The sequence below is a fragment of the Streptomyces incarnatus genome (genome assembly GCF_001027185.1).
GTDB classification, from domain to species: Bacteria; Actinomycetota; Actinomycetes; order Streptomycetales; family Streptomycetaceae; genus Streptomyces; species Streptomyces puniciscabiei.
In genome coordinates this window covers 143,882-157,509 of sequence record NZ_CP011497.1, presented here as the reverse complement: position 1 = coordinate 157,509, position 13,628 = coordinate 143,882, and the positions used below count along the sequence as shown (strand labels likewise).

General features: G+C 70.0%; 7 protein-coding genes and 5 pseudogenes. 6 read left to right on the top strand and 6 right to left on the bottom strand.

The annotated features are described in order from the left end of the window. Nucleotides 1-64 precede the first annotated feature (64 nt). A complete protein-coding gene (locus tag ABB07_RS00770; protein WP_208896738.1) occupies nucleotides 65-2,578 on the top strand; it encodes a tetratricopeptide repeat protein in 2,514 nt (837 codons plus the stop codon). A gap of 363 nt (nucleotides 2,579-2,941) precedes the next feature. Here ABB07_RS00770 and ABB07_RS00765 read toward each other — a convergent pair whose 3' ends face one another. Beyond that, complete coding sequence (locus tag ABB07_RS00765) at nucleotides 2,942-4,051, bottom strand: DUF4037 domain-containing protein (protein WP_208896737.1); 1,110 nt, start codon at nucleotides 4,049-4,051, stop codon at nucleotides 2,942-2,944. A gap of 498 nt (nucleotides 4,052-4,549) precedes the next feature. Here ABB07_RS00765 and ABB07_RS00760 point away from each other — a divergent pair. Further along, a pseudogene (locus ABB07_RS00760) lies at nucleotides 4,550-5,349 on the top strand (MerR family transcriptional regulator). Further along, nucleotides 5,346-6,257: a hypothetical protein gene (locus tag ABB07_RS00755; RefSeq protein ID WP_208896736.1), complete on the top strand. Its 912-nt coding sequence runs from the start codon at nucleotides 5,346-5,348 to the stop codon at nucleotides 6,255-6,257. Before ABB07_RS00760 ends, ABB07_RS00755 begins: the two are co-directional and overlap by 4 nt. Nucleotides 6,258-6,423: 166 nt before the next feature. Here the strand turns inward: ABB07_RS00755 and ABB07_RS41900 are convergent. Next, a pseudogene (locus ABB07_RS41900) lies at nucleotides 6,424-6,747 on the bottom strand (IS5/IS1182 family transposase); the annotation flags it as partial. A gap of 179 nt (nucleotides 6,748-6,926) precedes the next feature. Here ABB07_RS41900 and ABB07_RS00750 point away from each other — a divergent pair. Beyond that, nucleotides 6,927-7,388 (top strand): hypothetical protein, encoded by a 462-nt coding sequence (locus tag ABB07_RS00750; RefSeq protein WP_244189148.1) that lies wholly within the window; start codon nucleotides 6,927-6,929, stop codon nucleotides 7,386-7,388. A gap of 1,434 nt (nucleotides 7,389-8,822) precedes the next feature. Beyond that, complete coding sequence (locus ABB07_RS00745; RefSeq protein WP_208896735.1) at nucleotides 8,823-9,071, top strand: hypothetical protein; 249 nt, start codon at nucleotides 8,823-8,825, stop codon at nucleotides 9,069-9,071. On the opposite strand, the pseudogene ABB07_RS40405 reads toward ABB07_RS00745, so the two are convergent. The 4 genes and pseudogenes from ABB07_RS40405 to ABB07_RS40400 all read right to left on the bottom strand — a co-directional run. Next, nucleotides 9,065-9,451: pseudogene (locus tag ABB07_RS40405) on the bottom strand (IS630 family transposase); the annotation flags it as partial. The gene ABB07_RS00745 and the pseudogene ABB07_RS40405 sit on opposite strands and share 7 nt — an antisense overlap. Nucleotides 9,452-10,347: 896 nt before the next feature. After that, a complete protein-coding gene (locus ABB07_RS00740) occupies nucleotides 10,348-10,668 on the bottom strand; it encodes a DUF6191 domain-containing protein (protein WP_208896734.1) in 321 nt (106 codons plus the stop codon). 371 nt (nucleotides 10,669-11,039) lie between these two features. Next, nucleotides 11,040-12,011 (bottom strand): DUF1259 domain-containing protein, encoded by a 972-nt coding sequence (locus ABB07_RS00735; protein ID WP_208896733.1) that lies wholly within the window; start codon nucleotides 12,009-12,011, stop codon nucleotides 11,040-11,042. A gap of 532 nt (nucleotides 12,012-12,543) precedes the next feature. Then, a pseudogene (locus ABB07_RS40400) lies at nucleotides 12,544-13,103 on the bottom strand (HAD domain-containing protein). A gap of 113 nt (nucleotides 13,104-13,216) precedes the next feature. On the opposite strand from ABB07_RS40400, the pseudogene ABB07_RS00730 reads away from it, so the two are divergent. Further along, nucleotides 13,217-13,626 (top strand): annotated as a pseudogene (locus ABB07_RS00730) (transposase); the annotation flags it as partial. Nucleotides 13,627-13,628: the final 2 nt, after the last annotated feature.

The window sequence follows — 13,628 nt, the reverse complement described above, 5'->3', positions numbered from 1 at the left end:
ACTTGGCGGAACTTGGCACGGGACTGCGAGAACGGGACTGCGAGAACGAGGGCGAGTGGGGGGCATGGGCACACAGGACGACGCCGCACAAAGGGCGGCGCGTGAACGCGGGGCGAAGGTGCTGCGGGATCTGCTGGCGCGGGCCGGGAACCTCGCCCCGGCCGAGGTGGCGCGCCGGTCCGAGTTCAGCGACCAGACGCAGCCGATCTCCGACCAGACCGTGAGCAACCTGCTGGCCGCCAGGCACATGGTCCGCAGGAAGACGCTGGAGTCGTTCGTCACCGCCTGCCTGCACCGCCAGGACGGCAACCCTGACCTGCCCGGTGCGCTGGCCACGCCGCAGTACTGGCAGGCGCGCTTCTACGACGCGGTCGGCCGTGCGACCGGCCCGGAGGCGGGGTTGGTGCGGATCGGCAGGCCCCCCGGCACGGCGGACACGTTCGTGAAGCGCCCCGAGCTGGCCCCCGTGTCCGAGGCCGTCGAGGCCGGTCAGTCGGTGGTGCTCACACAACGCGAGCGGGTGCTGTCCGGGCTGGGTGGAGTCGGCAAGACACAGCTGGCCGCCCACTATGTGTGGCAGGTCTGGCGCCGGCCCGAACTGCGGTTGATCATATGGGTGTCCGCCCGCGACGTGCACCAGGTCGTGACGGCGTACGCACAGGCCGCGGCCCGGTTGCTGGGGGCCGACGCCGGCGAGCCGGAACGGGCGGCCGAGCAGTTGATGGAGTGGCTGTCGGTCACCACGCAGCAGTGGCTGATCGTGCTGGACGACGTCCAGCTGCCGACGGAGGTGCTGCCGTGGTGGCCGGAGCCGACGGAAGCGGGCCAGGTGATCGTGACCACCCGCTACCGCGACGAAGGGCTGTGGCGGGAGGGGAGACGGGTCATCGAGGTCGGCACGTACACCCCCGAGCAGGCGCTGACGTTTCTGCGCGGCAAGCTCGCCGGTCATACGGGCCGACGCCGGAGAAGCGGTCCGAGTATCCCGCCCGACAGCCAGCTGTCCGAACTGGCCGAGGAACTGGGGCGACTGCCGCTGGCGCTGTCGCACGCGGCCGCCTACCTGCTCCAGGAGGGCATGACCGTCGAGGCCTACCGCGCGGAGTTCGCCGAGTACCGCACCCGCCTGGAGGAGCTGTTTCCCCGGCCTGCCGAGTTCCCGGAACCGTACCCGGACCCGGTGGAGACCACCTGGGCCATCTCGCTGGACCTGGCCTCACGCCTGATGCCCGGAGGTGTCGTGCCGGCTGTGATGCTCCTGGCCTCGCTGCTGGATCCGGCCGGGATGCCGCGGGACCTGTTCACCGCGCCCGCGACGCTGGCCTGCCTGGAGGAGCTGCTCGGGCGCGCGGTACGGGCCCGGGAGGTGCGCAGATCCCTGCGGGTGCTGCACCGGCTCAACCTGGTCACCGACGACCAGGCCGACCAATGGCGCGAGGTGAAGGCGCACGCCCTGGTACAGCGGGCGACCCGGGAAGCGATGCAGCACGACCCGGCGGCGGCGCAGCCCTGGGCCCGGCGGGTACGGGCGGTCGCCGACGCAGTCGTGGACATGGCGAACAGGAGCTTCAGGCCCGAACTGGACGAGTCGCTGCGGCACAACGCCCGCGCACTCATCAGATGCGGAGGCGACGCGCTGTGGCAGCCGGACGGGCACACCCTGCTGTTCGGCCTGGGGGAGAGCCTCGGCCAGAGCGGCCATGTCCATGCTGCCGCCGATCATTTCAAGGAACTCGCCGCCACCGCCGCCGAACGCCTGGGCGCACAGCACCGGGACACCTTCCTCGCGCGCGGACGACATGCGGTCTGGCTGTCCGTGTCAGGCCGGCCGGCCCTTGCCGCGGAGCAACTGAGAAGCCTGATCGCCGAGCGCACCCGCACGTGCGGCGAGGACGAGGACGAGGCCCTGGACGACTGGGGCAACTTCGCCGCCTTTCTGGGTGAGGCCGGCGACACCGCTGCCGCCCTACGGGAGTTCGAGCGGCTGGTGGAGCGCCGCGGCCTGGTGCACGGCCCGCATCACCGCAAGACTCTCGTGTCCCGGGGCAACCTCGCACGGTGGCGGGGCGAGAACGGCGACATCCCGGGCGCGATTCGGGCGTTCCGCGAACTGGTCCCGCTGTTCGAACGGGAATGCGGGCCCGATGACGAGGACACGCTCACCGCGCGGGGCAATCTGGCCAGTTGGGTCGGCGAGGTGAATCCCCGGGCCGGTCTCGTCCAGCTGAGCAAGTTGTTGCCCATCGAGACCCGGGTCTTGGGGATGGCCAATGCGCACACCCTGAGTACCCGGCGCAACATGGCGATGCTGCTCGGGAAAGCCGGTCATGTCCAGCGTGCGATCACCGAGTTCACCGTGCTGATCGACGACTACGAGAAGTTCCTTCATCCCGACCATCCGCAGGCCCTGGCCGCACGCAGCGACCTCGTCGACTGGCTCGTCAAGGCCCGCGAACTGCCCGCCGCCCACCAGGCCCTGCGCAGCCTGCTCGCCGACCAGGACCGGGTCCTCGGCCCCGACCACCCGGACACCGCCCGCACCCGGCACCTCGTCAAACTGTTCGAGAAGAGGCCGTGACCTGTCCGGTCCTCGCGAGGCGGTACGGCGGCTGCGAGGCTCGCCCCCACGCGCGCTCCCACCGCCGCCCGGCCCGCCCTGGCGCGCCGCCGCTGAAGCAGGTTCCGCAGCAGCTCGGAGGTGTTCCGCGGCGACCCGTACGACCAGCTTGCCGTCCAGCGCGGTCGCCTCCGCCAGCTGGGCGACCCCGCTCCGATCTCCGGAAGCGCCCGAATGTCTCGGTGCCGCGCCTGGAACGCCGCACCACCCGGCCCGCGCCGACGGACACCAGGGCTCGGAACCCCGTCCTTCTCCGGAGAGGGAGGTGTCTCATGCGACATGCCGGACTACGGGGGGCGGCATGCGTGGCGCCTGATGACGACATCACGACTCCAGGAGCGGCGAGGCCGTGGCCCGGGTCACCGCTCGAGCCCGTCCTGGGGTGCTGAGGACGTCGGTGCTGTCGACGAACTGGTCGACGGTGCCCGTCAGCGGCAGTGCGCGGACGGCCGGGTCGGTGATACGGGCCGCCAACGCCGCAGTGAAGCGTTCGGCGTGCAGGACCTGGAAGGGTCTGCTGTGGTAGGTGCGCGTGGTGGGGTCGACCAGGTCGGTGAGGCCGAGCCGGTTGTGGGCGGCGGCCACGGCCTCGTAGGCGCGGGCCAGGTGGTGCTCGCGGGTGTGCCAGTCGGTGGCGGCAAGGGCCGCGGAAAGGAGGGGCGTGAGGACGGCTGCCTGCGGGGTGCGGGCGAAGGCGCTTCCGAGCCATTTGCTGTACGGCGGGTAGCGGCGGTCCATGAGGAGGCAGAGCCGCATCAGATCGCGGACAAGGCGGGCGGCGACGACGGCGGAGCCGAGTTCGTCGCCCACTTCACCGCACCGGCCGACGAAGGCCTCCTCCTGGGAGATGCGCTGCCACTGGCAGGCGAGCAGGTGGAGCCAGAGATCGTGCGGGTACCAGGCGAGATGCGCGCGGGCCGGGGTGAGTCGGCCGAGCCCGTCATGGAAGACGGCGCCGGCGGTGACCTCGGCGAGCCGCTGCGTGGGGGTGGCCAGCCAGTCCGCCAGGGTGACGTCCTGACCGGGGTCGAAGCCAAGCTGCGCGGTGAACCAGGTGGCCGCGTCGGTGATGTCGACGCGGTGGTGCACCAGACCGTCGGTCGCCCGCATGACGCGGATCCCCGCCTCGGCTGTGGGGGCGAAGTGCGTGGGGTAGCCGTAGAAGGTTTTCGGTAGGCGTGCGGAGAGCAGGTCCTTGATCGCCGCTCCGTGGCGGGTGACATCCTGCGGGCGCAGAAAGAGCTGGAGCCGGGGTCCCCACTCGTGGTCGGCGGAGCGGGCGGTGTCGAAGGCCAGCACCTCCGAGCCACCGCCGAGACGGGCGGCGGAGTGAGGGACGCCGGGGACGGCCTCGTCCAGCAGCGGCCGGACGGCTTCGCGGTAGAAGCGGCGGGAGAGCTCCAGCCCGGGGATGAAAGACGGCGTGGTAGTCATGGCCCGGAGCCTGCCGGACCGGCATGACGGGGGGCGAAGGCTTTTCCCGGCCCCGCATCCCTCTGGCAAGCGCAATGCCCGGCCGTCGGCCACTCGACAGGCCGACGGCCCGCCACCAACCGGCGCGGTATGGACCGTGGCCCGTCGTCCGCCGAGCGTTGCCCGCCTCTGCCTCCGTACGACACCGACGTACGACGCCGATTCTCCGAGGAGGCCCTCGACGGAGCCCTCGTCGTTCCGTCGGGCGGCACAGTCGGGTGGCATAACGGCGAGGACCAGGTCATGGGATGGTGCTTTTTCCCGTCGATCAGCTGCCGCCGGGTCGATATCGGCGGCCATCCCGGCCGTCCCGGCCGTCGGCGGCCTCGGTCGTCACGGCTCGTCGCGCCCATAGCCTCCAGCGGGCCCTCGGCGAGCTCCCCGGACCCGCTTCGGCGCTCTCCCCAGCCCCGATCCCATGCTTGACCTTGTCGCGGCGACAACGTTTCTACTGAGGGCATGCGTATCGGAGAACTCGCCGCGATCGCCGGCGTCACCACCCGCACCGTGCGGCACTACCACCGCATCGGCCTGCTGCCCGAACCCGGACGGCAGCCCAACGGCTACCGCGCGTACGGCCTGCGCGACGCCGTCGAGCTGGCCCGCATCCGCAGACTGACCGAGCTCGGGCTGAGCCTCGACGAGGTCCGCGACGCACTCGCCGACGACGCGGGCAAGGACCTGCACGAGATCCTCGCCGAGCTCGACGCCGACCTGGCCCGCCAGGAGGAGGCGATCAGGCAGCGCCGCGCCCGACTCGCCGAGCTGCTGCAGCGCGCGGACGCCGGCGGCCTGTCGGCCGAGGGCCCGGTCTCCCCGGAACTCGCCGTCATCTTCGACGACATGGCCCGTCTCTCCGCCTCACGACCCGGACCCGAGCCCACCATGGCGGCAAAGGAGCGCGAGCTGCTCGCTCTCCTGGATGCCACGGCGGACGCCGGCCACCGTGCCTGGCTCCAGACGATGATGCGGACGCTGAACACCGACGAGAACGCGATGGCGCGGGCGTACGAGATCTACGCCCGGCTCGACGAGCTCGCCGACGCCGCGCCCGACGATCCCCGCATCCCGGAACTGGCCCGAACGGTGGCGGACATCATGCCGGATGAGGTCGCCCGGTCCGCGGCCGAGAGCGCCGTCCGCGACGGTGACAAGGACGGCGGGGGTTCGCGCAGGCGCTCTTCGCGGACCTCCCGCCCGCGCAGGCGGAGGTCGTGCGCCGTGCGATGGCCCTGCTCCAGGAGCGGGGGGCACGGTGAACGCACTGCGCAGGACCGTCCGATGGGGCCTGCTCGTCCTGCTCCTCGGCAGGCTCGTGCTCATGCTGTGCCTGGCATCCGGGGCAGTCATACCTGTGCCCGTGATGCGCGGGGTCGAGGCCTCGATGCTGGCGCCTGCCGTGGCGCTGGCCGGACTGCTGACCGCGGACTACCGCCGCCACGTGCGCGAGGGCATGGCTCACCGGGCCGCGGCGCTGGAGGCCGGCCGGGAGCTGGTCCCGGCCGTGATCCGCCGCCTCACCGTTCACGAGCTCAAGCTCTTCACCAGCTGCTGCCGCTGGCTCGCCCGCCGCCCGCCGCACGGTACGGGCCCCGGAGACCTCGCGGTGAGGTACGCCGCAAACCAGTCCGCCATGATCTACGGCTTCCTCTTCGTCTCGGTCGTCGAGACGGTGGCGCTGGCGCTGGTCATCCCCTGGCCGCTCGTGCGCACCGTCTTCCTCGTGATCGACATCTGGGGCTGCTACTTCGTGATCGCGTTGCACATCTCCTGCGTCGTACGCCCGCACGTCGTGGCGGCGGACGGCTCGCTGCGCCTGCGCTACGGCGTGCTGCTGGACATCCGCATCCCGGCGGAACTCATCACCCGCGCCCGCGTGGAGCGCCGCATCACCAGCGGCACCGGCCTGGCGCAGGCACGCGGCGACGGCTCGTTGGACCTGTCGGTGGGCGGGCAGACGACGGTCACCGTGGAGCTCTCCGAACCGGTGCGGTTCGTACGCCCGCTGGGCAAGCAGGCCGAGGCACGGGTGCTGCGCTTCTACGCCGACGATCCCGCGCCGACCGTGGCCGCGCTCACCCCGAGCACGAAGCACACGGACGGTACCCGCGCCTCCGCCATCGTCCGTACGGCGACATCAACGTCGACTCCAAGGTCGTGCCCGTGACCATCACCTTCGATACACGTCCACATTCGGTACACGTGCGTCGAGCGCACCTTCGCCAGGATGAAGAACTGGAAGATCCTCCGCGACTGACGACACAGGGGCGACGGCCTCCACCACGCCGTCCAGGCCGTCCAGCCGTCCAGCCGTACCGTCGTCCAGGCCGTCGCCGGGCCCGCACGCGCCGGTGTTCGGCGTTGACTTGCTCCTGGCCGCGCTGGAGAGGACGTACGGCACTTCTGCGGTGCGGGACGATCAGTCCGTGCCGAGGTCAGTGCCGTCCGCCATCACCGATGTGCCCGCTGCCAGGCCGGGCAGGTCTGAGGCGATGACAACCTGCACATTCGCCGAGAACCGGTAGTTGCGTGAGGAGGCACCGGTAGTACACGGCTACCAGCAGCAACCACTCGGCCAGCGGAAGACGCCATGGCCGGCCACCGCCGGGACCGTTCCCGCCCCGCACCCGCACAACCCGTAGCAGCTTCTCGCAGCGCTCCAGGCAGGCAGACTGCCCACCACCGGGCCTTCTGCAAAACCCTTTTGCAGCGGGCGCACACCGACCCAGAACCGTGCCGGGACCTGTCCGTCAGGTCAAGAAGTCCTGACAGGATGATCCGCACGGCATCGTCGGACCCGGGGCGATGAGTAGCAGTCAGCTGCGAGGATGCTGCCGTGTTGGATGCGATCGACGCGGTGGACTGGGGTGCTGTACCAGGCCATCCTGACTGGTATGAACCGGCTCGTGCCGCCCGCGGACTTCGCGCGCTGGCCGATGCGGCGACCCTGGCGGAGGCGGCGGAGGCCGGCTCGCTGCTCGGCGGTGGCGGAATCGTCCACGGCCACAGTGCCGCGGTGTTTCCGGCGGCTGCGGTCGCGACGCCTCTGCTCCTGGACATCGCTCAGCAGGGTCACCCGGCGGCGCGGGACACCGCGTTGGGGCTTGTCGATGAGGCCCTGTCGTCCTATCCCCACGCCGAGTACACGCGGGTGACGACGTCCCACGGCACAGCAGTCCCGATCTGCTGCGCTATCGCCCACCAGTTGCGAGACCGCACCGCTCTCCTCGCTGGACTGGGCAGGCGGGGCAGGTCGTTGCTTGCCGATGCGGCTGAGCACTGGCGTTTCGAGATCTGAGAGTGCGTCGCCGACGGCGATGACACGGCAGCCTTCGGGGTCCTGGTCGGCTGTTTCCCGGGCGGCGTGCACGCGGTGGAACTGCACCACTGCGGTGAGATCGCCGTCCTGGACGAGGTTGCCCTCGAATACCCGCCCGTGGAGGGCTCTCTCGAAGCGTGCCTGCGGCTGAGGGGACGGCGTCCAGACGAACTGCCACCCGGCGCCGTCCTGTTTCCGGCGGAGTGCGGTGAACGGGTGCACTGACCGGCTTCTGTATGGCTCACGGGGCACGCGATGAAGGAGCCGTCTGCCGTCTGCCGGTCTGCCGTCGCGGCGGGACGGCAGACCGGCAGATGACGACGCATCCGAGGATGCCGAGGGCTTCGTGGATGTCGTCGTGTCCTGTATTGCCAGCACCACGTCCGGGCGGTGCCGAGGTCGGCGCCCTTGCCCCGCACGGTTGCCCGACGTAACGCCGGCCGCTGCCGTCGGAGACAGCGGGCCTCTCGACGTCGATGTGGAGCATGGCGCCGGAATGGTCGTGTGCGTGGCGGCGTAACGGTCGACCCACCCCTCGGCCGAGGGCCAGGACACGTCGTAGCGCTCGGCTGCGCGGGCGACCAGCCACCGCCATCAACCATCAGACACGTCAGGCGCAGACGGGCACGAGGCGTCAAAGGCAGCGTCATCGTGAGACACGAAGGCCTCCTGGTTGGCGGAGCGGTTCCCCGACAGCTCCACTCCTCAACCGGAGGCCTTCACCCGTCACCCGATTCAGCAGGTGCCAGAGCACACACGCGACCAACCTGCCGGGGCAGTACTCCGCTAGTGCAGGTCCTGGCCGAACCGGCTTGGGCGAAGAAGCTCTCGGACGAGGACCGGCGCGGCCCGACCGTACGGTTCCGGTCCAACGTCAACCCGTACGGCACTTTCCGCGTCGCCAGAACAAGTCGCCTCGACCTGGGGCGCACATCGCCCCGCCGCCGCACTCCGCCGGCCGCCGCCGCTCGATCGAACACGGATGTCGCCGACGTGGCCCCCAGCTCCTCGCGGATGCCGGTGCGCAGGCGCAGGCACAGGGCGAGGTCCTCGGCGCCGATCCGGCGGGGCGGTCGAGCAGAGCGTGGTCGACGTCCAGCCGGACCTGGAGCGTGCGCGGCCTGATCCGGTAAAGCTGACCCAGGGCTCGTCACATCGGGGCGGCACTCGTCTGGAGGCATGTGCGGCGCGGCGACTCGATGCTCCCCGGCTGCGTCCCAGCCAGGAACTCCCCCTGGCGGTGGTCTGGTAGAGGCGGTGCCCTGGCCGGTCCCCGAGCCGGTCGCAGCACCGCCACCAGCGGCGCGAGCGACTGCCGGCAGGCCTTGCCCTGGCCGGGGGCCGGGTGTGCAGTCGCGCAGATATATGCAGAAAGCGGCACGATCGGTGCGAGCGGATCGCTAGGGTGGTCGGATGGATACAGAGAGTTCGCCGCCTCTCGACGCCGCAGGCCTGCGCAGCCAACTCCTCGAGCACGAGGAAGGACTCCGCCACCTGGCGAAACAGCTCGGCAGCGCGGGCGAGTTCCAGGCGTGCTGTACGGTCCGCGACGCGGCGGACTTACTGCTCGCCGCTGGCCGCGGGTTGTCCGCTGAGACGCCGCCCTGCCGGGCCACGACGCACACCATGGCCGTTCTGTGCGGATTTCGATACTCCTACTGAGCTTTTCGGGTTGTTGTCGGCTGTGGAGCGAGTACAAGCCCGGTGCCAGTGAGGCAGCCGTCGATGAGGTCGGGGCGGAGCTGGATATGGCGCAGGTCCCCCGGCGGAGGGTGCGTTCGAGGTGATCGTCGTCGGTGAAGGCGGCATTGGCGAGTGGATCACGCCGTATCAGCGACCAGACGCCCCCCCTCGACCCGATTCAAGTCCGACGCGTGGGAGGGTAGTTGCACGACGGTCAGCCAGTCGTGTGCGGCCGCGTACTCACGCATCCCGGCAGCCTCGGCCGCAGTGTCACCGGCCTGCTGCTGGCCGCGGATGGCACCAGCCGCCCTGGAGGTCTCCCTGTAGGCCCCTGAAGTGGCCCAGCAGCGGCGCCCAGAGGGCGACCGGATCTGACACCAGCGACTGGAGCGGGCGGAGAGCCACCGACCGGGGCCCGGCGCCAGTACCAGCTGGTCGATCCCGAAAACCGGCTGGTCGTCCCCGAACTCGAGTGCGCAGGGGAGCGGGAGCTGGTCCGGCGGCAGCAACTCGGTGCAGGGTACGAGCTCTTCACCGACCGGACGGCGTGCTCGGACTGGGCGAGGGGGCCTGTGTGACGACACCGACTGGTTGCCGTGCCCAGAGTTATGCGGACCGCTTACTGCCGGGCCGTCGCGGACCCAGCCCGCCGGGGCGGAGTCGTCCCTCCTTTGCCCCGTTGCAGTACTGCCCTTGGGTCACCGACTTGTCGCCGTGAAGGAACCAACCGGGAAGGGTCTCGCTGCCGCCGAGCAGGGCCTGCGTGATCTGGGCCTGGGCGAGTTCCTTCATGATCGGCTTCGTGGCGGGAACGGAGACCGGCTCGAACGGAGACCGGCTCGTCGCCATTCTGAGTGGGGCCGGAGCTGGGAGCCGGCTTGTCGCTGTTGGAGGAGCAGGCGGTGAGCTCGGCAATGCCGACAAGGGCAGTTACGAGGATGACGTGTGCACGTGGCATCCACACGACCGATCTGTTGTTGATCGCCAAACTGTGGGGCTTTCTGCGGTGTGGCACGCCCGCTGAGGGGAACCGATGGGTGGCTGAGCGAAGCTAATGCAGGGGCGCCCAGTGCATCCTCTGCAGGCTTGGGCGCAGGCGCACCACGGATACGGAGCCCCCTACGCCGCTGTTCACCGAGATCCTGTCCTGCGGGACAAGCTCCTCACGGCACAAGATTGCAGCGGGTGCCGGTTCGGCGGTTCTGGCTCCCGTACTGAGCTTGTTCTTCAAGGTCTGACTGTGAAGGGTGGCCTACTACTGATCGGCCTGCGGCATCCGGACGACCGCCGTCCCGCTCTCCAGGTCGATCCTTGTCCGGTTCGCCGGCGCTCCGTCTTCCTCGTCTTCCCGCATCACCAGTGCCGACTGCCGCTCCGTGAGTTCGTTCTGCTTCCCTGGCGAAAAGCTGGCGTGGAGCTGCTCAAACCCGGTCGCCGATATCTGGCCCTGCCGGACGCTGTTCCGCCACGGCAGCAACCCGGCCCGCCCGGCACGGAGAAGCACCTGGTCTGCGAAGGCCACGACGGTCAGGAGGATGACCAGTCCGGGCAAGGTCATGAAGACGGCAAATTCCATGTCCTCAGTATCGAGACGCAGGGCAAGGCGTGATCGGTCACCGAGCTGTGCAGGCCTGTCAGGTAGAACGCAGTGGCTGGAGATCCGGGTCGTCATCGGTCGTGGTGCCCCGGCTCGCTGTTCGGTCGGCTTCGGCACCACTAGTTCGGCCCCCGGGGGCCCGTACGGCGGTCGTGCCCCCGTCGCCGGCGGCGATGAGGGCCATGCACGGTGCCATGACCTCCAGAAGGCCCTGGATGCGTCCGGTGTGCAGTGCGGCGACCAACCGGAACACCACGGCCCTGTGCTGCGAGCGCATCACGCTGATGCGTGGCTGCCCGTCGGCCCGCCACCGCAGTGGCGTGCCGGGTAAGTGGAAGTCGCCGCCGGGTTCAGGAGGCGGGCGTCACCGCGGTCGCTTCCAGGGCGGGCCGCAGGGCCTGCGCGAGGGTGGCGCCGTCGCCGGTGGCCCAGAAGTGGAGGAAGAACAGGCGGGGGTGTTCGTCCTGGCCGTGGTTGTGCAGTTCGACGAGGCCGATGCCGCCCCGGCGCAGCGCCCGGATGACGTTCTGGGTCTCGTCGGTGGTCAGCACGAAGTCGCCGTTGATTGCGGCCCGATTGTCGCCGAGTGGCTGGAAGCCGATCTCGGTGGTGATGCCGAGGGTGTGGGGAAGAAGGTGCCGACCGTCGGTGACGGGCTGGGAGCGGGCGAAGATGAACCGGTAGATTCCGCCGCCGGTAATGCCCTGGGTACCGAGCGCGGCGTCGATGGCGGCCGTGTCCAGGGCGAGGGGCGGTTGGGAGGCAGGCGGTTGGGAGGTCGGTGGGATGCCGGTGACGTCCAGGGCCGCCTTCACACCTTTGGCCAGGATGACCGGATCGCCCATGCCGTGGACGTGGGTCCACCAGATGTCCGGGTGCTGCGCGAGGAGGTGTTTGTGCAGGGCCGTCTGCGCGATGCCGGCCTGCCGGAGGGCATCGGTGACCTTGGGCAGTTCGCGTTCGGTGACGACCAGGTCGCCCATGAGCATGGTTCCGTCCTGGTACCGGGCGAAGTTCGCGGAGCCGCTCAGCGCCAGCCCGGGTTTCACGGTGACGCCGTGTGAGGTGACGGTGAGGTCCGTGCGGGGCAGCGGGACGCGGTAGACGCTGCCGTCGAACAGGGCCCCGGCACGGCCTAGAGCAGCGGCCACGTCCTGCCAGTCGTCGACGGTGGTCGACAGCGGTGGCTGAGGGGGCATGCCCTTGTCGTGGTGCGTGCCGACGCGATCTGCGCTGACCGTGCCGCAGGCCGCCAGCGCCAGCACGCAGGCAGCGACGGCGCCGGCCAGCCGCAGGCGCACACGGCGTGAGCGACGGAACATCGTTCTCCTCGCAGTGGTCCTGCCGCACGCGTTCCGTGCGGCCCACTGCGAGGCAACCAGGCGACGGCCAGGCCGGGGAGGGGACGCGCCCGGCCGACCGGCACTTCACCCAGGCAGCTCTCGGCCGCTGGGCGGTGTCTTGGACAACCTCGCAGGAGGCAAGGGACGCCCGGTTCCAGCGCTTCGGGCCATCCGCCTCCACGCCGGACCGGGGCGCCACGTCGCGCCTCTGGACGCTGGGGAGGTCGTGGGGCACCGGTCGCGTCCAGCGGAGGGTTGCCGGTGGGCAGGGCGATGGGGATCCTTGAAACGGTTCTTACCGCGTTTCCGTGAAACCGCAGGTCAGGGGTGATATGCAGGATCGTTGCGTCTATGCAGGATCGTTGCGTCGCTATCTGTCCGGCCGTGGCGGCTGCCGCAGCGGCGGCCGGCCGGCTCGGTTGCCGGCCTGACGCCGTGCTGACCGGTCTTCTGGCCAAGGGCTGTCCCGCAACGATCACGCATGTCTGTCGGCGTCGCAGCCGGTTGTCAATCAGATGCGAAGGCAGTCAAGGCCGGTTGCCCATGCCGTCAGCGCGGCGAAGTCGTCAATGGTCAGGCCGCGTCGTGGGTCGACCCGAAGCAGTAGGGCGAGACCGTCGTGGTGGTCCTTCACCCAGGTGCGGTCCGCCTCTGTGATGTCGTCGTCGACCAGGCGAACGCACGGCCTTTCGCCCACGCGACGATCTCAGGCGTCTTCCAGAACACGCCGTCCCCGGGCTCGGGTCGAGGCGAGGGCCAGGGGATGAAGGGCAGCTCGGGCAGTCCCAGAACTGGTGCGACGAAGGCATTGGCTTCCTCCTCCCACGTCGTCGCCCATACGAGGTCGAAGGGAAGCGCGTCCAGCGCCGGGCCGTGATTCGGGTTGAGCCACACCCGCAGCGGCTTGACGGTCTTGCTCGGCAGTCCCCACTAAGCCAGTCGACGCCGCTCAGCGGCCTTCCATCGAGGGGTCAGCAGGCGGTGGGTCTGATAACCCTCGGGTCGACGATGCGGCTTCGCGGCGTACGGGTTCAGCGGTCCGTCGACATCCACCAACAGCACTGGGCGCACCGGCTCATCCCCCTTGGTCCCGTGTCGCACGGTACCGGCCGGCGATGAGACCGCCCAGCGAATTCTGACAGGTACTGATCTGCGTAAGCCTGCGCTCCGGATGTGGTGGGATGTACGGTCGCACCAACTTGACCTTGCGCCAGCTGGCGCCATTGTTCGGGATCTCCAAATCCGCGGCCGACCGCATCATCGATCGCGTTGCACCGCTGCTCGCGTTGCGATCGCGCCGACGGTTCCGCAAGGACACGGTGCTCATACTGGACGGCACCTTGGTCCCCACGCGGGACCATGCGCTGGCCGAGCAGTCGAAGAACTACTGGTACTCCACCCACCACCAGGTCGTCATCGACGTCGATACGCGGCTGGTCGTTCGCATTTGGCCGGCCTGTGCCTGGCCATCGCAACGACTGCAGGGCAGGCACGGGAGTGTTCCGGCGCGAAGGCCGTCGTCAGCAACACGATCGTGATCGCTGACGGAGGTCACAGCGGCACTGGCTCGGTGATCCCCCTTCAGCGCCAGCGCGT